This is a genomic window from Salinivibrio sp. SS2 (assembly GCF_001722075.1).
Taxonomy (GTDB): domain Bacteria; phylum Pseudomonadota; class Gammaproteobacteria; order Enterobacterales; family Vibrionaceae; genus Salinivibrio; species Salinivibrio proteolyticus.
The window spans coordinates 24,126-48,165 of sequence record NZ_MEBP01000053.1; the positions used below are offsets into that span (position 1 = coordinate 24,126).

A 24,040-nucleotide genomic window follows, 5' to 3' on the forward strand; every position below is an offset into this window, starting at 1 on the left:
CACAGTGTGCTTTTCTCACGACCTCCAAAGGAAGATGCTGTTCATTTCAGTCAGATTATTGCGGTTGAATACCGGTAATATCTGAGATCAACGCAATATGTTGGGCACTTAACGGCAGTGACCAACGAACATCGCCAGCATCAGCCACCAACACATTGGCATCCGCAATCATCTGTAACGAATCGGATTGAACCTGCATACTTAATTTCATTGCGGGCAATTTGATCACCACTTCATGCGCGGTCACGATTAGCTTACCGTGTTCGATATCAACCACCATCTCCCTCAGTCCTCCAACGATTTATCAGCACGCTTATCGGTGAGCACCGCCATCGTGAGTCGGCTCACACACACGTCTCGACCTCGCTCATCGTGAATAGTGATATTCCACACCTGAGTGGTTGCCCCAAGATGCACAGGACTTGCCACGCCAGTCACTGTTCCCTCTCGCATCGCACGCAAGTGATTAGCATTGATATCTAACCCAACACAATACTTACCTTCGGGCACACACATGTTTGCCGCCAACGATCCCAGCGTTTCTGCGAGCACCACAGACGCGCCACCATGCAACATGCCTAAAGGTTGATGGGTATGGGGAGCCACAGGCATGGTCCCAGTGAGGCTCGATTCATCAAATGCCGTATACTCTATGCCCAAGTGAGCAACCAAGGTATTGCTCGAAGAAGCGTTCAAAGCCTCCAATGACATCGCTTTTTTCCAAATGCTCACACTTTGCCTCTATTTTTCATCGTCGCTGTGGATGTTTGTCATACTGTTGGGTGGGGATCAAGCTACATGTCATGACAGCCCGATATTGAAAACGGCGCCCAGTCGATTACTATACGTTAGTTTTTTCAGTAGCTTGCCATCATCAACGAGTATAACCATAAAGGGAGCCCTCATGCTACGCATCGCAAAAACCGTGTTCTTGTCAGCAAGCCTCACGATATTGCTCTCAGCATGCGCACACTCTCCCACCGGGCGCAATCAACTATTACTGTTTTCCGGTGACCAAATGGCCAACCTTGGTCAACGCTCTTTCGAAGAGATGAAACAGTCTCAGCCGATTAGTTCCGACCAAGCCATCAATGCCTATGTACAATGTGTCACCGATGCTATTTTGGCCGTCGTGCCCCCACAGGCGGATTTCTCCGAATGGGAAGTAGTGGTGTTTGACAGCGAGCAGGTCAATGCCTTTGCGTTACCGGGAGGGAAAGTGGGCGTATACACGGGTTTACTCAATGTGGCAGACACTCCGGATCAACTCGCGGCAGTCATCGGGCATGAAATCGGACATGTACTAGCCGATCACAGCAACGAACGCCTATCTCGTTCTCAACTCGCCACGCTGGGACTCACCATCACAGGTATGTCAATGTCTGACAGCCCATACGCTGCGATGGCAATGGCCGGTTTAGGGCTTGGCGTGCAAGTGGGGATATTACTGCCCTACAATCGTGCGCAGGAGTCTGAATCTGACAAAATTGGCCTACAGCTCATGCATCAAGCTGGCTTTGATCCGAGTGCGAGTGTCACCTTATGGCAAAACATGGCCGCGGCCTCAAAGGGTGCGCCACCAGAGTTACTCTCGACCCACCCATCGCCTGACACTCGTATTCAAGCGCTAGAAAAAGGCGTAAAGGCGCTTCCTCAGGTGCCTCATCGTTTGACACCACGCTGTCAAAAGCCTAGTTAGCCTTATCAATGTAAACATTTGATTAACATCGTGAAGAGCGTCACATACTGCCCTAAATCTCGCTGATGCAAAGGATCTCAGCCGCGTTAGGCCACCAGCGTCACACAAAAAATTAACTTATATGTTACGCTTAAATTTTAGGCCATACGCAGCGAACATCACTTGTGATGAAGCAGTTGTTGATGTTTCTGTTAAACGTCTTGCTTGTGCCGGTAGCCTTTGCCACGCCACAGAGCCAAGTCGACCTATTCGATCAGATGTTTGAAAAGAATACGCTGGCGATGATGCTGATCGTGCCAGACAGTGGTGAAATTGTGGCTGCCAACCCCGCAGCGAGTCGATTTTATGGCTATTCAATCGCTGAACTAACCCAAATGGGTATCAATGATATCAACGATTTACCACCAGATGCGATTGCTGAAGAGCGCAAACTGGCTAAACTTGAAAATCGTAATTATTTTGTCTTTCGTCACCGTATAGCCGACGGAACTACCCGCACCGTAGAAGTCTCGTCGGTACCTGTTGACTATCAGGGCACGACATTACTGTTCTCAATTATTACTGATATTAGCGATCTTCGCGCCACGCAAGAGTCCCTTTGGCACTATCAAAACCGGCTCGAACAAATGGTCGAGACACAAACCGAGCAAATCGCAAAGCAAAAAGATCATCAACTCGTCATTACATCACTGATCATCTTTCTTTTAGGCGCAGGGCTCGCGGTCATGTGGTTGGTGCTAAGCAAATCCAGACGGACGGAGTACGAGCTAAAACTCGAACGGCGACGTCTCGATGAAATCATTCGCGGCACCCACGTGGGCACGTGGGAATGGCATATTCCCTCTGGGGAGCTGGTGATCAATGAACGCTGGGCCGAAATCTTGGGTTACCAGAAAGAAGAGCTTACCCCAGCCTCGTTTGAAACCAGGAAAAAACTCTGCCATGGCGACGATTTCAGCCGTGCATCGAAAGAGATAGAAGCCGCGTTCAGTGACAATAATCCCTTTTATGAGTGTGAATTTCGCATGTTGCATAAAGACGGATTCTGGGTATGGGTATTGGCGAAGGGCAAGATTATGGAGTGGGACCGGAACCACCAACCGCTACGGATGGCCGGTACCCATCAAGACATCAATGAGACCAAACGCTTATATCTTCAATTCGAGCATATGGCGCATACTGACACCTTAACCGGTGCTTTAAATCGTGTTGCGTTTAAACAACGTGCCGATGTCGTCATGGCTCAAGCACGTCAGCAAAGCGCTCACTTTGCGCTTTTGTTTATCGACCTTGATGGCTTTAAGAAAATAAACGATACCTATGGTCATGATGCGGGAGACTGTGTACTCATTGAAACCACCAAACGAATGGGCCATAGCATCCGTAATTCCGACACGCTAGCACGACTCGGCGGGGATGAATTTGCGGTGATTCTCGAGTACACCAGTCAGCCAGACGATGCTGCGCGCGTAGCAAGCAAAATTATTGCCAGCCTAGATAAACCATTTGACGTGGGAGACGGACAACGGGCGCGACTCTCTGCCAGTATTGGCATTGCTTGCTACCCTGAACATGGCGAATCCGTCGAACAACTACTCAATTGCTCTGACGCCGCGATGTATTACGCCAAAAAGTCGCTATCTGGCGGCACCTACGCTTTTTGCGAGCCGGAACATCTATCATCGTCACCCCGCGACGATCAAAAGTAAGCAAGGTTATGACGATGCAGTTCGAGTCGGTGCAGTGGCTCGGGGCGTTTGGCTTGCTAACGCTTCATTGGTCACATCTTGAATCGAAATAAACATATGATTCACCTCGCCGCGTGTATTGGCCATGGGGTGCATGGTGACGTTTTGATACATAAAGGGAAGCTGCCCGGTAATAGGACGCACGTGACGGCAACGAAACAAGTAAGGGCGCTGCTGCCAGACAATAAAGCTGCGGCAACGTAACTCAAACACCGGCTGTGATTTAGCGCGAAACCAAGGCTCGTTGATTTCCGGAAACACCTCAAATAAGGTGCGATTTTGCACATCCTTAGCGTGTTTGCCGCTGTGGTGAACCATAAAGCCGTTCCACATCTGAATTTGGAAATCTTTGTCTAATACAATCAATCCCATATCGATGTGTTGCACCATATCGAGCATCCAATGGAATTGATCAAAATCTTCTGTCATGCCTTACTCCTCATCCATCAGATAAGCCAACTTCGCATCCAATAAAGGTAGCGATTCATCCAGTAATAACAGCAATAGATCGCACTTAATCTCGGTGCCATCAATCTGGTAGCTCACTTCAATGGTCACCGTGCGTTTCCAAGAGCCTTTCATCGCGGCTATCAAATGGTCCGCTTCGACATGTTGTCCCATTAATGCCGGATAGCTTTGCGAAAACTCGAGCGCAGCTTGCTCACCGAGCCCTCGCAAAAAGGCACTAATCAAGATATTGCTGATGTCGACCAACAGCTCAAGTTCATTATCGAGCGAGCCATCATCGGGGTAATCCAACAAGTCAATCATGTCACTGATACTGGAATCGCTGATCAGCATTAATGCTTCACCGGCAATCCCTTCGCCACTAAAACCTTGGCATACGCCGTTCATGGTATCTGACTGTGCCAAGTGGCGAATCGTCATGGTCAATTCAGTGACCTCAAACACGTTAACCTGCGGCAGAGGCATGTGAACAAAGACACCACAATGACGCGCGAGTTTATCTGCCGCCTGCCCCATGGCGATGTTGACCACTTCCATATATATATCGCGCCGGCTCAGTTTCTCCTTCGGTGCATGGGAGCGCTCGGTTTCCGAGGCGGTTGCAGTAGGGAGATAGGCCTTAATTAAAGCCTCAACGCGCTCGCGGCTAATAGGTTTTTTAACAAAGTCTTTCGCTCCCCGTTCAAGCACTTGCTGCTGAGCGAGCGGCTGAATATCACCAGACACCACCACGACGGGGACTGTCATCCCAGCGGCTTGCATCGCTTCAAGGGTTTGATAACCATCCAATTCCGGCATGGTTAAATCAAGGAACATAATATCGATCGACTGACTGTTTAAAACATCTAAAGCCACCTTGCCATTCTCGGCAAAGTGCACCTCAGCATCTAAATCTTTGGGTAAGGTTCGCGCGAGCTGCTTACGCGCCAGTGCGGAATCATCAGTGATCAGAATTTGTGTGGTCAAAAGCCTCTCCTTGTCGACTTCTTAACTGAGGGTGTGGCTGGGTCAACACAGTAAGCATAAACCAAGATGAACAGGGATGAGGGCAAACCAGTCAAAATACTGTCTTTATCGGTCACTGGTTTGAGTTTCAGCCAAGTCACAGAGTGCTTGAAGACGATCCGCGCGACTGATTAAATGAGGATGTTGTAAGTACAAATGATGCAGGCAGACCAAGCAAAGCTGAACACAATCGTTCACCTTTTCGCTGATCGTTTCTGGGTCTTCAAAAAACTCGCCCGTCAGCAACGCCTGCCAATCCTCTGCGAGTGCACTAATCATAGAAATATCTAACGGCGCATTCACAAGATGACGCGCCGCAGGTTCAATGCGCGCCATGTCATCACTGGCAGCAAAAATGTTTCGCAACGCAATAATCGCATCCACCAGCGCCCCTTGCGTGTTGGGACGTTTTGCCGCGGCATATAAGCGGGACATGGCTAAACGAATGCCGCTCGAATCCGTATCATCGACCAACATGCTCCATCGCTCGATGTCCACCAAATCGAGTTCACCTATCGCGATAGGATCGCTGGTTTCGGCCACTGAGCCAAAATCTTGCCGACGGTTATCCAGCGAAAAAGGATCAATGCGCCAGACCCACTCGGGCGCGACAAAGGGTTTGTATTCTGTGAGGTAGCAAAGCGCCATACACAAAGTGATATTGAGTTCCGTGGTTTGCTGATCGGTATTGGCATCCATCACTTCATCTGGCCAATCGTCATCTTCGAGGAAGTCACCAAAGTTGATCGCAAACGCATAGCCCGACTCCAACATAAAACCGTTATTGCGTCGTTTGGCCATTAACCCCGGCGCTTGAAGTACGTATTCAGCAATGCTTGGCGTATAACGGCGAATGCTTCCCCATTTAGTATCCAATTCCGCTAAGTTGGTGAGTGCCGCATTACGAAATCCAACAAACATCGGAATATGTGCCACTTCGCCATCGGCAAGACTGCGGGCGATATCCAACATTTCTTGTACAGTGCTGACAAAGCGATCCGCAGAGACGATCCCGCGGATCCGCATCAAGTCATAACTGTTGATTAAAATCGATACCGGCAAGCTCGCCAAACTCACTACACCACGATGACCGGTTGCATCTTTGTAGTCACCGAACGTTTGCTGAGGATCATTACCTATGGCGTCAAACAAGCGCTCGAGGGACGGATCGGCCAAAATACGCTTTTGCACAATCTTACTGATTGGAAACTGTTCGATAGCAGCCGTTAAGTAACCTGCCCCACGATAGAAAAGATGAGGACGGTGGCCCGCTTTGATCAAAAAGAGTGGATAGAGCTCACCGGCAAGCTGACAAAAGGCACTGATAAGCGGATCAACGCTATTAACACGCGTTGCCAACTCTCCACCTTGTTGTGCGCGCCACACATTGAAAATATGACGACCATTTTGCATCACATGGGGCAGACGATAGAAGAAAGATTGCTCGCTCTCCCCCTGCTCCACCGCAGACACACGTAGCTGTCGACACAGCTCGACATATTGGTTGAGTGTGTCGCGCTGTGTGCGGCTTAGCCCCAATTTTTGCATCAAGATCAGTCGGCCTTCCGCCTCTGTGACATTGAGAATGTAGCTCACCACCCGGTGACCCATGGTTTTCACAAAGTGCGGAATAGCCGGATAGGACATCATGCTTATCCGCCTATTTTTAATCGAAAAATCAATCCAGTTTTTATCACCGTTATCGGCAGAAAACGGCACCCCTTCACCGTGACTATCGTTAACATCGTACTCGTCACATCATCTCGTGAAAGCTAAGTATAGCTATCTCAACAAGTAACAGACGAAGGACAAAAACAGAAACAATTTTGTGACGACTCAATGCGGGGGAATGCTTGACCAAGCTGTAGCACGCATCTATTCTAGCGTACAAGTGTACGCTTAAATAAAGATAACGAGTTATGGATACCAAGGCTTCAACCTCTCCCCCTCAGAAACCACGCTTAATCTGGTTAAACATTAGCGTGTTTACGCTTACTTTTTTGATTGCCGCAATTGGTACGCCATTGTGGGCATGGCATCATGGCTTTGATTGGATGCAGATCACTGCGCTGATTGTCGCTTTCAGCTTTTGCGGCCTGTCGATCACCGCCGGTTATCACCGGTTGTGGGCCCACAAAACCTATCAAGCCCATCCGGCTCTGCGCTTTATCTTCGCTATTGGTGGGGCATTTGCGCTGCAAAACAGCGCGCTTCATTGGTCGTCAGATCACCGCATTCACCACCGCCATGTCGATGACAACGATGTTGATCCTTATTCGGCCAAGCGCGGCTTTTGGTTCTCACACCTTGGTTGGATGCTGCGCGAATACCATCCCAACCGTTACGGCGACTACAGCAACTGCCGCGACCTGCAAAAAGATAAGATCGTGATGTGGCAACACAAGCACTACCTTGCGCTGACACTGGCCACCAACTTTGGCTTCCCTATCGCGTTTGGTTTGCTCCATGGCGATCTTTGGGGCGCGATTTTACTGGTCGGCTTTACTCGATTGGTGCTAAGCCACCACACCACCTTTTTCATTAACTCATTGGCGCATGTGTGGGGCAGCCAGCCTTATACCGATAAAAATACCGCGCGGGATAATGGCGTGCTTGCCTTAATGACCTTTGGCGAGGGCTACCACAATTTTCACCATATTTTTGAGAACGACTACCGCAACGGCATTCGCTGGTGGCAGTTTGATCCCACTAAATGGCTGATCAAAACCGCATCTTGGCTAGGCCTGGCGGAAAAACTGCGCGTGACCCCCGAAGAGAAGATTGAAAAAGCGCGTGCGACCATGCAATTGCAGCGTGTCACACAGCAGCTCAGTGACAAACCACACGCATCGCATCGTCTGCAAATCCTGCAACAAGAGTATGATGCCTTGGTCGCCAAAATGGCGGATTACTATACGCTGAAAAAACAGCTGTTAGCGCTCGAGCGTGACAAGCTGCGCGAAAAAGTCGAAAACGCCGAATTAACTCAGCAATACAAAGATTTAAAGGTGCGTTTTCAGCAACAAAAACGTAGCTGGCAGGTGCTCACCGCCAAATACGCCAGCTAGCCCCGCGACGAACAAGCGACACACGACAAACCGGCCACTTCGGCCGGTTTTTTATCGGATAAGAAGGCGCCGTTGGCAAGATCTGTGTATGCCAGTTAGTTAGACGGGGTAAGGAAAGAAAGCAGGATCGACTCTAGCTCATCCCAAGGTAAGGCGTCGGTATCGATCACTTCGATGCGCGACTCGGCCTGTTCAATCGACATAGGCGTCACAGTAACCACCTGATTGGCGACGTTAAACGCGTAAAACCCCTCGTCTGTATTGACCACCGCTTTAATCCGTTGGGCGTTGATGTTGCTTAATAGCCCATATAAAGCATCAAAGGGAAAGCAACAGTGCGCGGCGAACAACCAGCCGCAGCTGACATAACCCTGCCCTTGGTTTTCTTTGCGGGTATAGGTATCGTCCGGGCCCAGAGCGAGTGTAGTCATCGGCTCGGCATCGTTGTGATGGTGATGATAGTGCGCTTGACGGGCATGACGCGGTAACGCAAGCCACGCAGTCTCGAGCGCCCCCTGCTCAACGCCGGTTACCAAGCTCTTCTCACCATCAAACGCGGCGACATAATTATAAAAGGTGGCGATTTGCGCCTCGCTACACTGGTCAAGCTTATTGGCCACTACCACATCCGCGAGCGCGATTTGATCATGAAAGTTTTGATTTTCACGATAGCGCACATCATCAATACAACGCGGATCCACCAAAGTAATGGTCGCGCCCAACGACAAGGTGCCATCGAAAGGCGGCTGAGTCAGCTTACCGATAATGTCTTTGGGATGACCGAGTCCGGTCGGCTCAATCAAAATCCGATCCGGCTGCTCGGCGAGTAAGGTATTTAGCCCCACTGTCATGGGTAAGCCAGCCACACAACACATGCATCCGCCCGGTACTTCCTTTACCAGCGCACCTTGTTCAGAGAGGATAGCGCCATCGACACCCACCTCACCAAACTCGTTCACCAAGATAGCCCAACGCTCATGCTCGGGTTTATTCGCTAATAAATGACGAATCGCCGTGGTTTTCCCCACGCCAAGAAATCCAGTGATAATGTTGGCTGCGATCTGACTCATGATTCTATCCGCTCCTTACTTGTATCGGCGTAGTGTAACGGATTGCGCCACACTCGTCGCCTTTTGGTCACACGCATGGAAAGTGTCCACGTGCAGGTCAGTGAATGGCTCAAAAAATGATGAAATATCATGCACTCACTGCAAGTGGTGATCATTACCAATAAAAGCTTGGTAGAATGAAAGGTTCGCTAACACACTTCTTAGGAGGAAGTATGCTGAATCCATCAACGGCAAAGTCGGTGATTGACCATGCCCTGTTTTTAGGCGCGGATTTCGCCGAACTCTTTGTCGAACGCCATCACTCAGGCAACGTAGAGCTGTTGTCTGGTGAGGTGGATAAAGTGAGCTCAGGGATTGATTTTGGTATTGGTATCCGGTTGTTTTTCGGCCATAAAGTGCTTTATGGCTACACCAACAGCCGCGATGAAGAACAATTGAAAAAAGTCACCAGCTTGCTGTGCGCGCGTGACAAACGCGATCAAATTGCCACCGCGGGACCGCTCAATTTATCCCATTTAAATGACAAGCACCCGGTGTCTGAACCGTTATCGTCGGATCAACATGTCGCCGATAAGGTGGCGTTCTTACGTCAAGTGGATGCTCGCATTCGTGCCGAGAGCGATAAAATCGCCCAAATTATTGGTCGTGTCGGCCAACGTGAGCAACAGGTCGAAATTTTTAACTCTCATGGCCTGCATGTCACAGATACCCGCCACTACACCCGTATTGCCGCCACGGCGGTCGCCACTAACGGCGAGGAGCAATCAACGGGCTTTGATGCCCCCGGCGCGCTCACAGGCTGGGAGTTCCATCAGGATATCGATCCGGTTGAGCTTGGCGAGCGTGTCGCACGACAAGCGCTGGTTAAACTCGGTGCCCAAGCCTGCCCATCGGGCGAAATGCCGGTGGTGATTGGCAACGGCTTTGGTGGAGTGATTTTCCATGAAGCCTGTGGCCACTTGTTAGAAACCACCTCGGTTGCGAAGCAAGCTTCCGTCTTCCATGACCAAATGGGCGAAATGATTGCAAGCCGTGTGGTAAGCGCGGTGGACGATGGCACCTTGGCGAATGCATGGGGCTCAATCAATATCGATGATGAAGGCATGGAAACCCAGCATACCCAGTTGATCAAAGACGGTAAGCTCACCTCCTTTATGGTCGATCACATGGGGAGCCTGAAAACCGGTTATGCGCGCACCGGCTCTGGCCGACGTGAGTCTTATAAATTCGCACCGACCTCGCGGATGCGAAACACCTTTATTGAGCCCGGTAACGACAGCTTAGACGCCATGATTGGCTCCATGGAGCGTGGCATCTACGCCAAGAAGATGGGGGGCGGCTCAGTACAACCCGGCACCGGCGAGTTTAACTTTGCGGTCCAAGAAGCTTACTTGGTCGAAGACGGTAAGATCACCGTGCCACTCAAGTCTGCCACCTTAATCAGTACGGGGCCTAAGGTGCTTAAAGAAATCAGCATGGTCGGCAAAGATCTTGCCCTTGCCGCCGGTATGTGTGGATCGGTGAGCGGCTCAGTCCCCACCACCGTAGGCCAACCTGCATTGAAAGTCGATAACATCCTAGTAGGAGGCGGTAACGCATGAGTGAGCAAACCATTAAAGCAACCCTAAGCGATGCCGTCGATCAGGTCCTCAGCTTGGTGAAACAGCAAGGTGCGCAAGCAGACGTGATTGCCAACGCCAGCGAAAGCTTGTCACTCAAAGCCGACCAAGGCGATCTCTCCGAGCACAAAGTCACCGCCGGTCAAGTGATCGGCGTGAGGGTGGTCAAAGGGGATCAAGTCGCCACCAGCTATTCAGAATCACTCGATAGCGACAGCCTTGCCAGCATGGTGAACGCCGCACTCACCAACGCAAGCTTTACCAAGGCCGATCCGGATCAGCAAATTCGCGCTGAAGGGCAGCAAATTGATCAACAAGATCCTAGCTTACTGCAAGCAGATAACACCCCGATTGAAGACAAGATTGCGTTGGCGCTGGCCCTTGAGCAAGAGGTGGTTAGCCAACCCCGTGCAACGGGTGCGCCCTACAATGGTTACAGTGAGCAAACCCAATATCAGTTGCTTGCCAATACCTTAGGCACACGCTGCTATCACAGTGAACGTAGCTTTAGTTGCTACACCGCAGCACTGCTCAATCACGACGGTAAGCAAGCGATGCATCTCGGCGCGTCAGTGTCACGCCGCTTTGCTGATCTAGATCTCGCCCATGCGACCCAACTGGCCTACCAAACCGCTGACGCCTTGCTTGAGGGTGGCCCAGTGAAAACCGGTTCGTATCCGGTGATTTTTGAGCATGATTGTCTCAGCGAATTGCTGGGCGCCTTCGGCAGCTGCTTCTCCGGTGATGCCGCCAAGCGCGGAACCAACCCGTGGCGTGAAAAAGTCGGCAAGCCCGTTGCAGATAGTGCGCTCACCATCACCGATGTAGCAAGGCTTGATGGCGGGATGCGTATTAAAGCGTTTGATAGCGAGGGCTTTGCCACCGCCGACACGCCTTTGATTGAAAACGGCGTCTTAGTCGGCTTTTTACACAACAGCGCCACGGCGCAGTATTTTGGTGTTTCCCACACGGCTAACGCGGGCCGCAGCCCCAAAGGCGGTTTGGATGTCACTTCTCGTCATGATGTGATTGCCGCAGGTAAGCACAGTGATGCGGACGTACATGCCGGTGAATACCTTGAGTTGGTGTCACTGCAAGGGGTGCATTCAGGCGCGAATGCCATCAGTGGCGACTTCTCTTTCGGTGCAAGTGGGTTTGTTTGCCGAGATGGCAAACGCGTTCGTCCGGTTCGCGGGATAACGGTGGCTGGTAACTTCTATACCATGCTCAATGAGATAGAGGCGATCGGCAATACCGTGTTACCCAACTATGATGGCGCCTTCTTTGCGCCACGCATCCGCTTCGCCCGCTTATCCATCGCGGGTGAATAACATCGCATCTTCTAAGGTCACTAAAGGCATCGGTTTAGGCTGATGCCTTTTTATTCTCAGTTTGTGCTTCTACGCTTTGTACCGCTGGATTCATCTTTGCCGCCAAGTCGGTAAATGCCTGCAAAGCGACGTCACTGGTAAGAATACGCCCATGCCCTAACCCTTCGGTAGCTAGCACAGTCACATGTGGATAGTCAGTGGCTTTTTCAGTGACGGTAAAGGAAGCAAAACGGTCGTTTTTATCGTGGGCAATCACCACCGGATGACGACGACGTGACAATTTTTCGAGCGGCTCAATGGTCTCGATCGGATAACCATGTTGATCACCCACTTCTCGGACAATTTCATCAAACAGCTTCAGTGAATACCCCGATTTTCGGACTGTGGCATATAAATTCTCGCGATAATTCAGCACAGGTGCGACCAAAAAGAGCGGTAAATCATCCATCTGCGGATGCTGGCTTTCTAGTACCGCGGCAGCGCCCATACTATGTGCAATGATCCCAGAAACATTATCAACTTGATCTAAGACATCATTGATTGCCTGCACAAAGCCGGGAATATGGCTCTCCTCTCCACCGCTTTGACCGTGGGCAGGATGGTCAAATGCCACCGCACGAAAGCCCAGTGACGCGATATGCGCCATCAGTGGAAAAAACTGGCTGGCAGACCCCGACCAACCGTGCGTCAGCAACCAAGTTGGCCCAGCGCCAAGGCTATACATTTGCAACAACCCTTCTTGGCTTTGTACTTGCGCACGCACCAAGCCTTCCGGTTCTGGGTTTGCCATTGGACTGCGGGTTGGAGTGAGAAAGAGCTTACGTGCCACTTTTTTAGCATGACGAGGTGCCAAGCGATGATGACAACGGCTTACCGCTCCCACGAGCGCGCGTTTAGCGCTAAAACGACCCGGCGTTGAAAAATAGACTTTTCTGCTCATTTGCGATCCTTTACGTCAATAACACACCACTCCTAATGTTTGCTACACCAATCATCACGGCGTCTGGGGATTAACACACGTCGCCACCTTACCGGAAGCCTTGTCGTATTAATAGAACGAGCACCCGTTTTAGAATAGGTTGACCTAATACATACTTTCTATTGGACACTATACCATCAATAGTCGCGCAATCGTTGCGCCATATTCGATTTGGTTTTAACAAGTGCTTTTTTTATCTAATTGCACTGTGACATATGTCTTCATTATGTGCACCAGTCGGCATAAGATGCGAGGCAATATCGATCCATTAGCGACATCCGCGGGATCTCACGCTCAAATTATTATAATTCTCTAGATTGGAACGCCGACTATGACAGTTATCCTTTTAAATCTGATCGCTTTTGCGCTGTTGCTGGCGGTGCTTGTCAAATTGCACAAGCAGCAAAAATCCTTATCCACACGTGTGTTTACAGGCCTCGGCTTAGGGGTCGCATTTGGTGCTGCCCTACAAGCGCTATACGGTGCCGACGGTGCAATCACACGCGAAACCATTGGCTACATCAATATTGTCGGGTCTGGCTACGTCAGCCTGCTTAAAATGATCATCATGCCGCTGATCACCGTGTCAATTATCGGCGCGATTTTGAAAGTGAAAGACTCTGGCTCGCTGGGCAAAATCTCTAGCCTGAACATCGGCATCTTGCTTGCCACGACCGCCGCCTCTGCGCTCATTGGTGTATTCGTGAGCAACCTGTTCGGTTTGTCTGCGCAAGATATCGTACAAGGGGCGCGTGAGATGGCGCGCGGTGCTGCTCTGGAGCAACGCTTGGGCTCAGTCGAAGACTTATCACTGGCGGATATGGTTATCTCTTTCTTCCCGCAAAACCCATTTGCAGATCTCGCCGGCAGCCGCCCGACGTCAACCATCGCTGTGGTGATTTTCTCAGCACTCGTTGGTATGGCTGGTGTCACCTTGTCACGTACTCAGCCTGAACTCGGCGAGCGTTTTGAACGCTTTATGGAAGTGGCACAAGAGCTTGTTCGTGCCTTGGTACGTATGATCATCGGCCTCACGCCTTATGGTATTTTGGCTCTAATGACCAAAGTGGTGGCTGGCTCAAACGTGAGCGAAATTCTTGAGCTGGCGAACTTTGTGGTTGCCTCTTATGTAGGCTTGGGTGCCATTCTGGTGATGCATCTGGTATTGATTGGCCTTGTCGGCATGAGCCCGATTCAATATCTGAAAAAAGTGCTCCCAGTGCTGACGTTTGCCTTTACGTCTCGTTCAAGTGCGGCCACGATTCCTCTTAATATCGACTCGCAAATGAAGAACTTGGGCAATGATCCGGCCAGCGCCAACTTCTCCGCCTCATTTGGCGCCACCATGGGTCAAAATGGTTGTGCCGGCCTGTATCCAGCCATGCTAGCAGTCATGATTGCGCCAACCATTGGTATTAACCCACTCGATCCGGGCTTTATCGCCACCTTGGTTGCGATTGTCACTGTGAGCTCATTCGGCATTGCAGGTGTAGGCGGCGGCGCCACCTTTGCGGCACTGATCGTGCTCTCTGCATTGGATATGCCTGTTGCGCTTGCCGGCTTGCTGATTTCTATCGAACCCTTGATTGATATGGGCCGTACTGCTGTGAATGTGAGTGGCTCAATGACAGCCGGCACTCTCACCTCGCGTTTAACCGGTGGCCAAGATAAAAGTGTTTTCGATCACCATGAAGTGGTAAAGCAAGACACGGCTAACGCCTAACGTTACATAACCTTGATTGAAACAATGCCACGCGTTTGCGTGGCATTTTTGTTTTTGCGTTACTCGACATATATAGCCACTCTATTCGCTGACTCAATCCCTTATAACTTGTAAGAATTTATGTCAGCGATTACACTCTGCCTCATTGTAAATGCAGGGACCTCCCTGCCCGTTGTGAGATAAAACATGAGTATTGAACAAACGCTTCAGGCACGCAGTGGCGGCCAATGTGAACTTTGCACCAGCCAAGACAACCTCTCTGTGTATGAAGTCCCGTACTCGCCAGACACCACAGCCAACAGCTGCGTTTTGGTCTGTGGCACTTGTCATGATCAGCTTAACAACCCGGAAAACATGGACGTGAACCACTGGCGTTGTCTAAGCGACAGCATGTGGAGCCAAGAGCCTGCGGTTCAAGTGGTTGCCTATCGCCAACTTTCTCGTCTTTCTAGCGAAAGCTGGGCACAAGATAATCTCGACATGATGTACATGGAAGACGATGTCCGTAAGTGGGCAGAAACGGGGCAAGATATCGAAGAAGTCAAAGTGCTGGACGCTAACGGTGTCGCACTGCAAAAAGGCGACGACGTGACCGTGATTAAAGATTTGCCTGTTAAAGGCTCAAGCCAAGTGATCAAACAAGGCACCGTGATCCGTGGCATTAACTTGACCGACGATCCGACCCATGTACAGGGTAAAGTAAACGGCCAAACCATGTTTGTGATTGCGGAGTTCTGCCGCCGTAAGTAATCGACTTTCGCGCCTGTCGAATTCGATACGTAACATGCAAACCGACGCCATCAAGGCGTCGGTTTTTTTCGGCTGACAAACCGCTGACAGAGTCATACAAAATTCCGCTAGTCGGTATGTGTCTCACGCACTATTATACGCGCCTTTCTCAATCATCTTGGAGTTACTATGAAAACGCGCGGTTGGTTCTTCTTGTCAGTGTTGCTGTTGGCCGGTTGTGCAACGCCTTACTCAACCGAGAAGAACTTTTGGTCATTCGGCATGGGCTTTGATGTGATAGCGGTGAGCGAAGACACGTGGCACATCAGTTTTGTGGGTAATGACTTTACCGACCGGGCTATTGCCCATAAATACGCCCTGCGCAAAGCCGCAGAGCTGGCACAAAACGCTGGCTATCCATACTTCACCTTAAGTGACGAGCAGCTACACGTTGACAATAAAGGCAGCCACGCCACATATAGCGAGCGTAAAGATAAGAAGTGGGATTACGGCTACGGCAATACCTCCACCACCAGCGAAACCACCATCATGGTAATTGCAAAAGGTTATCATCAAGCGCCTAAAACCGACGCCATGGTCTATCAAAGTGCCTTTATTTTACGCAGCGTTACGGTCGAGTAGCGCGCGAAAGTGTGCATCATGGTAAGGCACTTGCGTTATTTTCGCCTGCTTGTACACCATGATGCTTGCGCTAGGTCAGTATCGATGGCATGACGAAGGGTGTATACTTCCGCCTCTTTGCTCATTGCCTCGCTCGATTATGTACAACGACCAATTTTTAATGTTGCTGGCTGTGTTTGAACGCGCCGCCCTTCTCCTTATGGCGCTGTTTTGGCTCACTCGCACCCACCTGATCCAAACCATTGTGCAGAAAACCCAGCGCCATCCGATGGAAACGGCGCTGATTGCCGCGTTGTTCGTGTTGTTTGCATTGTTCAGCACCTACACAGGTGTCAATGTAGATGGATCACTGGTTAACGTGCGAATCATCGCCATCGTCGCTGGGGGCATTTTGTTTGGCCCTTGGGTAGGTGTGACAGCAGGCGTTGTCTCAGGTATTCACCGCTACCTGATTGATATTGACGGACCAACCTCACAAGCCTGTTTGATCGCCAGCATTATTGCTGGGTGCCTGTCTGCCCTGATCCATTATCGCGCCGATAAACAGCACTATGCCCGTTATGGCATTTTAGCGGGAATGATCTGTGAATCGCTGACCATGTTGCTGATTCTTTTACTGGCGAGTGACCAAGCTCTGGCCCAACACATTGTCGCGACCATTAGCTTTCCGATGATTGCGGGTACCGTCTGTATTGGCCTGATCATCCAACTGGTACAGTACATCGATGATGAAAAAGAACACCTCGCCGCCCAGCAAGCCAAACAAGCGCTGGATATCGCTAACCGTACGTTGCCTTACTTCCGCCGCGGTGAAACACGAGGCTTAACCAAAGCGTGCAGTATTATTCGTAAAGACACCGGTGCCGATGCGGTTGCCATTACCGATACCGCCGATGTGTTGGCGTATGTTGGCATTGGTGAGGAGCAATATATTGATGCCCATCACCAAATTAGTCGCCTGACTCAGCAAGCGGTAAAAACCGGTGAACAAATCATCAGCAATGATCTCAACGTGCATGACTTTCGCTCTTTGTTGATCATTCCGCTTTGGGAAAATGGCGTCGTCACCGGGACGTTAAAGGTGTTTTATCGTCAACCTCACCGTATTCGTCGCCCGATGCAAGAAATGGCGATTGGTTTATCGCAATTGATTTCAACCCAGATGGAAGTAGCGCGCATACAAAAGCTTAAAGAAATGGCCAGTAAAGCCGAATTTGCCGCACTACAAAGTAAAATTAATCCACATTTTTTGTTCAACGCTCTCAACGCAATCTCCAGCTTGATCCGGTTGCGTCCGGATGACGCCCGTGGCTTGATTGCCAATCTAGCCGACTTTATGCGTTACAATTTAGAGCGCACACAAGATCTCATCCCTATTACGGATGCTATCAAGCAAGTCAAAGATTATGTGGCAATAGAGCAGGCTCGTTTTGGTGACAAACTTTCCGTTCACTTTGATATTGAAACGACCGACATTAATATCGCGCCTTTACTGATACAACCGCTGGTAGAAAACGCCATTCGCCACGGTTTTCAACCTTCTCGCCGTCCTTGTGATGTCACCATTGCAGTGCGGGCGATTGAACGCGGCGCAGAAATTAGCATTACAGATACCGGCGTGGGCATCGACCCAAATATCGTTAAACAGCTTTATCATGGCACCATCGACAGCCATCATATTGGCTTGATGAACGTTCATCAGCGCTTGATCTTACTTTATGGTCAAGGCCTCACCGTCGAGCCACTTCAGCCAGGAACGCGGGTATCATTTACAGTCGAAAACAAGGAGGCATAATGCGCGCTGTCATTGTTGAAGACGAATATCTTGCTCAAGAAGAGTTGAGATACCTCATTGAAAAGCACAGTGCTATTACTATCACCGAGAGTTTTGATGATGGGTTAGCAGCGCTTAAATATCTGCAGACCCATAAAGTGGATGTGCTGTTTTTAGATATCAACATCCCCTCTATTGATGGCATGTTGCTGGCGCGCAGTTTACACGCGGATGCGCGCCCGCCCTTTGTGATTTTTACCACCGCGTATAAAGAGCATGCAGCAGATGCATTTGAGCTTGAGGCATTTGATTACTTGCTTAAGCCGCTCAATGAAACGCGCGTGAAAGGCGTGCTCGACAAGCTTGCTATCGCAGCTACTCCTGCTGATACCCTGACAGAGCAACGCCATACCTTGCATTTAATGCGCGATAACCGGATCCGTATTACCGATACCGCCGACATTCTTTACGCCGCGGCCAACGAAAAAACCACCTTGGTATATACCCCAGATGGCGAGTTCTATGTGCCCTACACCATCAGTGAATTGATGACACAATTGCCAGCCAACTTTTTCCGTTGCCACCGCTCTTACTGCGTTAACTTAGATAAAATCACCGAAATTGCACCGGGCTTAAACAGCACTTACCACGTTTTTCTTCCCGGTATTCCTCATCCCGTGCTGGTCAGTCGCAGCAATCTGAAGGCGTTTCGCGAACGCATGCAGTTGTAATTCATGCCATCTCGCTGCAGTTCATGCCCGCTAACTGCAGCTCATTTTATCTTTTTCACCTACTCTTGATGTGGGGATTCAGGGTCGTATCTTGGGGGTGTTCCCAATAGATAAAACCCTGGAGCGTTACCATGAACGCACGTTTATCCCCCGGCATGAAAACCCTGCTTGGCACTGTATTAGCCCAATTTGCACTTGGCTCTGTCTATACATGGAGCCTGTTTAATGCTCCCCTTGCAGCCCAACTTAATGAGCCTGTCAGCCAAGTGGCTTTCACCTTTGGTATTATGACACTGGCACTGGCACTGGCGTCTTCCGTTTCCGGCCATCTACAAGCACGCTTTGGTGTGCGCCGTGTAACTATCGGCGCAGGCTTATTGCTTGGCGCCAGCCTCGCGCTAACCTCTGTCGTCGGCCAACTATGGCTACTTTATCTTACCGCCGGCCTTCTGATTGGCTTGGCTGACGGTACTGGCTACCTCATGACGCTCTCCAATTGCGTACGCTTTTTTCCAAAAAACAAAGGGCTTGCCTCAGCTTGTGCCATTGGCGCTTATGGGTTAGGTAGCTTAGGTTTTAAATACATCAATCTATACTTTTTAGCCGCAGGCGGTGCAGCACTCAGCTTTCAAATGTGGGCGGTTCTGGCCTGTGTCATGGTCGTGATTGGCGGCGCACTGATGCACGATGCACCACAGCAAAAAGCCGCTACAAACGCGTCTGAGACCGATGCACCTGCCGATTACAGGCTCTCTGATTGTTTTAAAACGCCACAATTTTGGCTGCTTGCCACAGTATTCGTCACGATTTGTATGAGTGGGCTTTATGTCATTGGCGTCGCTAAAGATGTGGGTGAACTTTATGTCCACCTCGATGCTGCCACCGCTGCGGAAGCCGTTGCCATTATCGCACTGGCAAATCTAGGCGGCCGTCTGGTGCTGGGTGTGCTGTCTGACCGCATGGCGCGCAGCAAAGTGGTTGGCTTAGCGCTGTTAGTCTGCGCCGCCGGTGTCGGCATGCTCCGCTTTATGCCACTTGACCAATACAGTTTCTATCTATCAGTTGCTTGTGTCGCATTCAGCTTTGGTGGCGCAATTACGGTCTTCCCAACCTTAGTCAGCGACTATTTTGGTATGAATTATCTCAGCCAGAACTACGGGTTTATTTATCTTGGCTTTGGTGTGGGCAGCTTTATGGGCTCTGTCATTGCAGCGCTATTTGGTGGCTTTGTCGCCGCGTTCAGTGTCATGCTGGTGATGATCGCGCTCTCGCTATGCATTGCCTTTACTATCCAAGCGCCGAAACGTGATAACCAAGCGGTCAATCACAGCTGGCAGCTTGAATCGTCAACCCATTAAGCGCTCGCCATCTCGGCACGTTACCTCGCTCTGAACGCTTTCCATGATTCAGGGCGAGGTATTTCTCTCTCCAATCTTCATTCTTATCTCCCCACGGACTCTTCCCTTATTCACATAAGACCAAAATGTGACAGTGTCACCAAAAGGTGAATATTTACACTGTAAAGTCCCAGAGTGTGGGCGATATCTCCTTGCTTTATTGATCATTCCTTAACCCTTGCCTATTTTCAATGGACGGCAGATCGCCACTCCTCGCTTTTATATTAGGTTTTTGCATGGCACGTACGTTGTTTGTCACCCTACACAGCAAAGCCGCACTGATTTTCCTTCTCGGTATTGTTGGGATCATCTTTAACAGCTTATTAGTGACTCGCTATTTCTTTTTGTTTGGTATTAACCATTTAGAAGACATAGAGATAACCCGTGCCAACCAGCAGGCAAAAGCCGTTATCCAACGCGTGGTTGATAACCAAGTTGAGTACGCCGTCGATTGGGCCTATTGGGATGACACCTATACGCTACTCACCAACGGGAATACACAATATGCCAGCCGCAATCTCGAGGCCGATACACTGATTTCACTCGGGTTGAGTATGATGGGTTTTGCTGATTTAGACGGTCGCGTGGTGGAGGCTCGGGTGCTCAATAACGATGATGAACGTGAATTTATCCAACGCATTTATCAATCAGCCGCTATCCGTGAGCATATTTCGCAATCGCTGCCTGATGATGCCCTGACGCCACTTTCCGGCCTGTTAGAGATAGATAATCGCCTTTGGGTGATCAGTCTCAACCCCATTCGTGATAGCTCAGGCACAGCGCCTGCGGTGGGTTGGATGGTATGGGGCCAAGCGCTCACCGGACGTTTCCCATCTGCCTATGAGAACATCCTTACCGGCGACAACAGCCTGCTTGAAGGTGCAATTCTGAAACAAATTGAAACCAGCGAGCATATTGTTCGTACCGACACCAAGCTGACTCGCTACACCCCTTTGTACGATTTAAATAATCAGATTGTTGCGACCCTGAAAACCACCGAACAGCGGCGTTACTATCAAAAAGGTAGGCAAGTATTCCAGTATTTGATCATGACGATGCTCGCTATCACATCACTAATTGGCGTACTCGTTTTTATACTCTATCGCCGGAAAATCGCGAAACAGTTTATTTCCTTTGAGCGCGATGTCAGTGCCCTCCTCGGCGACGGCCCGTTACCGCACAAACGCAAAGACACATTCACCCATATTACCGAGCAAATTAAGGCGCTAGCGCACGCGTCATCAAAAACAGAACGCCAGCTCAAGGAAACGCTGTCGCGTTTCGATGCCTTGTACCACAGCCAGCACTTGGGAATGATTATCTTAATGGATGATCAAATTATCGATGTTAATCAAGCGCTATTGGATTTATTGGGTTACGAACGAGAACAAATTACCAGCTTATCCATTCGTGATCTCTGCCGTAATGATGAGAGCACGCTCGAACGTCTTAATTCCCTCTATCAGCAGGGCCCCCGTGATGTGACTCACTTTGAGACGGCCCTGCGCTGCTATAAAGGAAACAAGCTGCCTTGTGCTATTGAAGCAATCAGGCTCGATGAAGGAGAAAACAGCTCGCTGATGCTTTCCGTGAAAGACATTAGCCAACAAAAACAACAAGCAGAGCTGATTGAAACCTTATCACACTATGACACCCTATCTGGCTTACTCAATCGCCCATCAACAACAGAAGCGTTGAACGCGGCATTGGCGAACCAAAAGGGCGTATTCGCACTTTATTTTATTGCCACACGGCTGAGAGAGATCTACGAGATTTATGGCCATCATGCCTATGACAGCATGGTGAAACACATTGCCGATACTTTAAAAGGACAGTTTGTTGGTGCCACCATAGGCCGATTAAGCGAAAACGAGTTCATTGTCTTTACCGACAAAAGCAATGAGCGTGACCTTGAGGCTCATGCCTGTCTTGCCCTCAAAGCCAGTGATAACCATATTGCACTGACCGATGCCGAATTTGATATTGGCTTGAAAGGCGCGCTGATCGGCCCACACCTGCAGTTCCAGCACTTTGAAACCTTGGTACATTGCGGTTTTTACGCTATTGAACAAGCACGTACCGGTAGTAAATACCGCGTAGAGATCGTTGACGAACATATCGCACAGGCAGCGCAAGAAACCTTAGTGATCAACCGCAACCTTGTCTCTGCGTTAAAAAACAATGAGTTCACCGCCTACTTCCAACCCATTGTCAACGCCACATCCAACCAAGTGATTGGCTTTGAAGCACTGGCACGATGGCATCACCCCTCACTCGGTTTAGTCTCACCAGGTGTTTTTGTTCCTTTGGCAGAAAAACACAAATTAATCATTGAGTTGGATGAGGTTGTTCTCGAAAAAGCTTGCGCATTCTTACAACAATTACAGCAGCATTGGCGTAAAAAATCACAACATCGTCTGACCATCCACGTGAACCTTTCCAGTCCCCACTTTGGCGCGAGACGATTAGTGGACAATCTAAAACGCTTGATCAATCGCTATCAGCTTGCCCCGGGGCAACTGGTACTCGAAGTAACGGAAAGCATTCTACTGGGTGCCGATAAAGAAACCATCAAACGAATGCATGCGTTAAAAGCGTTAGGCGTACAACTGGCTCTCGATGATTTCGGAACCGGCTACTCTTCATTCAGTTCTTTATGCAATTTCCCGTTAGATATCGTCAAACTCGATAAATCTTACATGAGCGAAATTGAAACCAATGATAAAGCCAAAACCTTGGTCCGCAGTATCATTAACATGGCACAAGAGTTGGGAATGACCACAGTTGCAGAAGGCGTCGAAACCGCCTCTCAATTGCGCATTGTGAATGTATGGCGCGTCGATGAAATTCAAGGATTTTATTTCTTCAAGCCAATGAGTGCAGAGCAAGCATTAAACACCTTTGGTGAAAATGGTTAATTGTAAGAGCGAGAATAAACCCGACATAAAAGCTATACTACTCGGTCGCTTTCTCTTCTTCTTGCTGATAAACAAGGTGTTTATACTGATCTTTCAGCCTTTTTATCTTTACGAACTCGATGCTAGGAAAGAGTGAACGTAATGTAGCAAGTAGTTCTTGCTTTTGGTCGAGAGTGTTGGTGAATATATCACCATAGTAAGCATACGCACCTTTCTCGGGGATGGCGAATGACAATACACCATCATTCTCTAAGTCAAACACAACCGTACGCTCACAAATCAATGTGGAATGCTTATTAATCGTAGGACGAAAATTCGTCATCCCAAACGACATCAGTGCAAAACCGCCGGCCCCAACAAAGGCAAGAGGACCGAGCATAAACGCGGCAATAATGCAGACCACAACACCCACCCATGCAAAGCCACGTACTACCTGATAGGCAACATCGGGGATCATGTCTTTTTCTGTGTAGTAAATACCTAGTGAGGTCAAGTGATAACAGTAGTGTTTATCAGGAGAGAGAAGGTACCTTGACACCAACACCATCATTGCCATGAAAAAAAACAACACCCAAAACTCAGGCGTATCAACAGTCAGTTTGTAACCCTCCCCAAAAAACTGGTCATTAGCAATTAGAGTTTTTCCGTTTACACTGAAACAAACGGAGAACGCATGATGAAAAAATCACGCTACACAGAAACACAAATCGTAAAGATCTTGAAGGAAGTCGAAGCAGGCCGAAAGGTCAACGAAGTCTGTCGCGAATATGGCATCTCTGATGCGACATACTACAACTGGAAGTCCAAGTATGGTGGGATGGAAGCGTCAGATGTTAAACGGCTTAAAGAGCTTGAGGATGAGAATCGGAGACTCAAGCAAATGTTTGCCGACCTAAGCCTTGAGCACCGTATCGTTAAAGATATTCTGGAAAAAAAGCTGTAGGGCCAGCGGTTAAGCGCGAGCTTGTCGATTACGCTCGCAAACACTATCAGGTCAGTTTGCGAATGGCCTGCCGCGTAGTTGGCATTAGCGACTCAGTCTATCGTTACCGACCAGATCCGCATCGGGATGATGAGGTTATCGCGACGTTGCAGGACGCAGCAGAGCGTTATCCTGCATACGGTTTTGGCAAATTATT

General features: G+C 49.6%; 20 protein-coding genes and 1 pseudogene. 13 read left to right on the forward strand and 8 right to left on the reverse strand.

The genetic code is table 11. The annotated features are described in order from the left end of the window. Nucleotides 1-55: 55 nt before the first annotated feature. Both BGK46_RS02665 and BGK46_RS02670 read right to left on the reverse strand, forming a co-directional pair. A complete protein-coding gene (locus BGK46_RS02665; RefSeq protein WP_069586918.1) occupies nucleotides 56-280 on the reverse strand; it encodes a DUF3389 family protein in 225 nt (74 codons plus the stop codon). 5 nt (nucleotides 281-285) lie between these two features. Next, nucleotides 286-732 carry a hotdog fold thioesterase gene (locus BGK46_RS02670; protein ID WP_069586919.1) on the reverse strand — a complete coding sequence of 149 codons (447 nt, stop codon included), beginning with the start codon at nucleotides 730-732 and terminating at the stop codon, nucleotides 286-288. 172 nt (nucleotides 733-904) lie between these two features. Here BGK46_RS02670 and BGK46_RS02675 point away from each other — a divergent pair, with 172 nt between their 5' ends. Together BGK46_RS02675 and BGK46_RS02680 are read left to right on the forward strand one after the other, a co-directional pair. Then, entirely contained in the window at nucleotides 905-1,699 is a 795-nt protein-coding gene (locus tag BGK46_RS02675) for a M48 family metallopeptidase (RefSeq protein ID WP_069586920.1), read from the forward strand. 182 nt (nucleotides 1,700-1,881) lie between these two features. After that, nucleotides 1,882-3,408, forward strand: a complete 1,527-nt coding sequence (locus tag BGK46_RS02680) for a sensor domain-containing diguanylate cyclase (RefSeq protein ID WP_175418630.1) — start codon at nucleotides 1,882-1,884, stop codon at nucleotides 3,406-3,408. A gap of 6 nt (nucleotides 3,409-3,414) precedes the next feature. Here BGK46_RS02680 and BGK46_RS02685 read toward each other — a convergent pair whose 3' ends face one another. From BGK46_RS02685 to BGK46_RS02695, 3 genes are all read right to left on the reverse strand, one after another. Further along, the gene (locus BGK46_RS02685) at nucleotides 3,415-3,876 is read right to left on the reverse strand and encodes a PAS domain-containing protein (RefSeq protein WP_069586922.1); all 462 of its coding nucleotides are present in this window, start codon (nucleotides 3,874-3,876) and stop codon (nucleotides 3,415-3,417) included. Between the two features lie 3 nt (nucleotides 3,877-3,879). Then, on the reverse strand, nucleotides 3,880-4,881 hold the full coding sequence (locus BGK46_RS02690; protein ID WP_069586923.1) for a response regulator: 1,002 nt from the start codon (nucleotides 4,879-4,881) through the stop codon (nucleotides 3,880-3,882). 105 nt (nucleotides 4,882-4,986) lie between these two features. After that, on the reverse strand, nucleotides 4,987-6,570 hold the full coding sequence (locus BGK46_RS02695; protein WP_069586924.1) for a hypothetical protein: 1,584 nt from the start codon (nucleotides 6,568-6,570) through the stop codon (nucleotides 4,987-4,989). 269 nt (nucleotides 6,571-6,839) lie between these two features. Between BGK46_RS02695 and BGK46_RS02700 the strand changes: the two genes are divergently transcribed. Beyond that, nucleotides 6,840-7,988 carry an acyl-CoA desaturase gene (locus tag BGK46_RS02700; protein WP_069586925.1) on the forward strand — a complete coding sequence of 383 codons (1,149 nt, stop codon included), beginning with the start codon at nucleotides 6,840-6,842 and terminating at the stop codon, nucleotides 7,986-7,988. 95 nt (nucleotides 7,989-8,083) lie between these two features. Here BGK46_RS02700 and BGK46_RS02705 read toward each other — a convergent pair whose 3' ends face one another. Beyond that, on the reverse strand, nucleotides 8,084-9,058 hold the full coding sequence (locus BGK46_RS02705; RefSeq protein ID WP_069586926.1) for a CobW family GTP-binding protein: 975 nt from the start codon (nucleotides 9,056-9,058) through the stop codon (nucleotides 8,084-8,086). Between the two features lie 212 nt (nucleotides 9,059-9,270). On the opposite strand from BGK46_RS02705, the gene BGK46_RS02710 reads away from it, so the two are divergent. Both BGK46_RS02710 and BGK46_RS02715 read left to right on the forward strand, forming a co-directional pair. After that, nucleotides 9,271-10,659 carry a TldD/PmbA family protein gene (locus tag BGK46_RS02710; protein WP_069586927.1) on the forward strand — a complete coding sequence of 463 codons (1,389 nt, stop codon included), beginning with the start codon at nucleotides 9,271-9,273 and terminating at the stop codon, nucleotides 10,657-10,659. Further along, entirely contained in the window at nucleotides 10,656-12,008 is a 1,353-nt protein-coding gene (locus BGK46_RS02715; RefSeq protein WP_069586928.1) for a TldD/PmbA family protein, read from the forward strand. Before BGK46_RS02710 ends, BGK46_RS02715 begins: the two co-directional genes overlap by 4 nt. Before the next feature lie 34 nt (nucleotides 12,009-12,042). Here BGK46_RS02715 and BGK46_RS02720 read toward each other — a convergent pair whose 3' ends face one another. Further along, the gene (locus BGK46_RS02720) at nucleotides 12,043-12,948 is read right to left on the reverse strand and encodes an alpha/beta hydrolase (protein ID WP_069586929.1); all 906 of its coding nucleotides are present in this window, start codon (nucleotides 12,946-12,948) and stop codon (nucleotides 12,043-12,045) included. Nucleotides 12,949-13,318: 370 nt separating this feature from the next. Between BGK46_RS02720 and BGK46_RS02725 the strand changes: the two genes are divergently transcribed. The 7 genes from BGK46_RS02725 to BGK46_RS02755 all read left to right on the forward strand — a co-directional run bounded on the left by BGK46_RS02725 (nucleotide 13,319) and on the right by BGK46_RS02755 (nucleotide 22,901). Continuing rightward, nucleotides 13,319-14,710, forward strand: a complete 1,392-nt coding sequence (locus BGK46_RS02725; RefSeq protein ID WP_069586930.1) for an L-cystine transporter — start codon at nucleotides 13,319-13,321, stop codon at nucleotides 14,708-14,710. 186 nt (nucleotides 14,711-14,896) lie between these two features. Continuing rightward, a complete protein-coding gene (locus BGK46_RS02730) occupies nucleotides 14,897-15,460 on the forward strand; it encodes a PhnA domain-containing protein (RefSeq protein ID WP_069586931.1) in 564 nt (187 codons plus the stop codon). 168 nt (nucleotides 15,461-15,628) lie between these two features. Further along, a complete protein-coding gene (locus tag BGK46_RS02735; protein WP_069586932.1) occupies nucleotides 15,629-16,081 on the forward strand; it encodes a CC0125/CC1285 family lipoprotein in 453 nt (150 codons plus the stop codon). Nucleotides 16,082-16,220: 139 nt separating this feature from the next. Further along, nucleotides 16,221-17,876, forward strand: coding sequence for a LytS/YhcK type 5TM receptor domain-containing protein (locus BGK46_RS02740; RefSeq protein ID WP_069586939.1), 1,656 nt, complete (start codon nucleotides 16,221-16,223; stop codon nucleotides 17,874-17,876). Continuing rightward, the gene (locus tag BGK46_RS02745) at nucleotides 17,873-18,586 is read left to right on the forward strand and encodes a LytR/AlgR family response regulator transcription factor (RefSeq protein ID WP_269599022.1); all 714 of its coding nucleotides are present in this window, start codon (nucleotides 17,873-17,875) and stop codon (nucleotides 18,584-18,586) included. The genes BGK46_RS02740 and BGK46_RS02745 overlap by 4 nt, the downstream gene beginning before the upstream one ends. Nucleotides 18,587-18,717: 131 nt before the next feature. Further along, entirely contained in the window at nucleotides 18,718-19,944 is a 1,227-nt protein-coding gene (locus tag BGK46_RS02750) for an OFA family MFS transporter (protein WP_069586934.1), read from the forward strand. Between the two features lie 275 nt (nucleotides 19,945-20,219). Then, nucleotides 20,220-22,901 (forward strand): EAL domain-containing protein, encoded by a 2,682-nt coding sequence (locus tag BGK46_RS02755; RefSeq protein ID WP_069586935.1) that lies wholly within the window; start codon nucleotides 20,220-20,222, stop codon nucleotides 22,899-22,901. 37 nt (nucleotides 22,902-22,938) lie between these two features. Here the strand turns inward: BGK46_RS02755 and BGK46_RS02760 are convergent, their stop codons facing one another. Continuing rightward, nucleotides 22,939-23,439: a hypothetical protein gene (locus BGK46_RS02760; protein ID WP_139130720.1), complete on the reverse strand. Its 501-nt coding sequence runs from the start codon at nucleotides 23,437-23,439 to the stop codon at nucleotides 22,939-22,941. 138 nt (nucleotides 23,440-23,577) lie between these two features. Between BGK46_RS02760 and BGK46_RS17110 the strand changes: the two are divergent. Continuing rightward, nucleotides 23,578-24,040 (forward strand): annotated as a pseudogene (locus BGK46_RS17110) (transposase); the annotation flags it as partial.

Coding starts and splice junctions, on each gene's coding strand:
- BGK46_RS02665 (WP_069586918.1), bottom strand. CDS start 280: ATGGTGGTTGATATCGAACACGGTAAGCTAATCGTGACCGCGCATGAA.
- BGK46_RS02675 (WP_069586920.1), top strand. CDS start 905: ATGCTACGCATCGCAAAAACCGTGTTCTTGTCAGCAAGCCTCACGATA.
- BGK46_RS02680 (WP_175418630.1), top strand. CDS start 1,882: ATGTTTCTGTTAAACGTCTTGCTTGTGCCGGTAGCCTTTGCCACGCCA.
- BGK46_RS02685 (WP_069586922.1), bottom strand. CDS start 3,876: ATGACAGAAGATTTTGATCAATTCCATTGGATGCTCGATATGGTGCAA.
- BGK46_RS02695 (WP_069586924.1), bottom strand. CDS start 6,570: ATGATGTCCTATCCGGCTATTCCGCACTTTGTGAAAACCATGGGTCAC.
- BGK46_RS02700 (WP_069586925.1), top strand. CDS start 6,840: ATGGATACCAAGGCTTCAACCTCTCCCCCTCAGAAACCACGCTTAATC.
- BGK46_RS02705 (WP_069586926.1), bottom strand. CDS start 9,058: ATGAGTCAGATCGCAGCCAACATTATCACTGGATTTCTTGGCGTGGGG.
- BGK46_RS02710 (WP_069586927.1), top strand. CDS start 9,271: ATGCTGAATCCATCAACGGCAAAGTCGGTGATTGACCATGCCCTGTTT.
- BGK46_RS02715 (WP_069586928.1), top strand. CDS start 10,656: ATGAGTGAGCAAACCATTAAAGCAACCCTAAGCGATGCCGTCGATCAG.
- BGK46_RS02720 (WP_069586929.1), bottom strand. CDS start 12,948: ATGAGCAGAAAAGTCTATTTTTCAACGCCGGGTCGTTTTAGCGCTAAA.
- BGK46_RS02725 (WP_069586930.1), top strand. CDS start 13,319: ATGACAGTTATCCTTTTAAATCTGATCGCTTTTGCGCTGTTGCTGGCG.
- BGK46_RS02730 (WP_069586931.1), top strand. CDS start 14,897: ATGAGTATTGAACAAACGCTTCAGGCACGCAGTGGCGGCCAATGTGAA.
- BGK46_RS02735 (WP_069586932.1), top strand. CDS start 15,629: ATGAAAACGCGCGGTTGGTTCTTCTTGTCAGTGTTGCTGTTGGCCGGT.
- BGK46_RS02740 (WP_069586939.1), top strand. CDS start 16,221: ATGTACAACGACCAATTTTTAATGTTGCTGGCTGTGTTTGAACGCGCC.
- BGK46_RS02750 (WP_069586934.1), top strand. CDS start 18,718: ATGAACGCACGTTTATCCCCCGGCATGAAAACCCTGCTTGGCACTGTA.
- BGK46_RS02755 (WP_069586935.1), top strand. CDS start 20,220: ATGGCACGTACGTTGTTTGTCACCCTACACAGCAAAGCCGCACTGATT.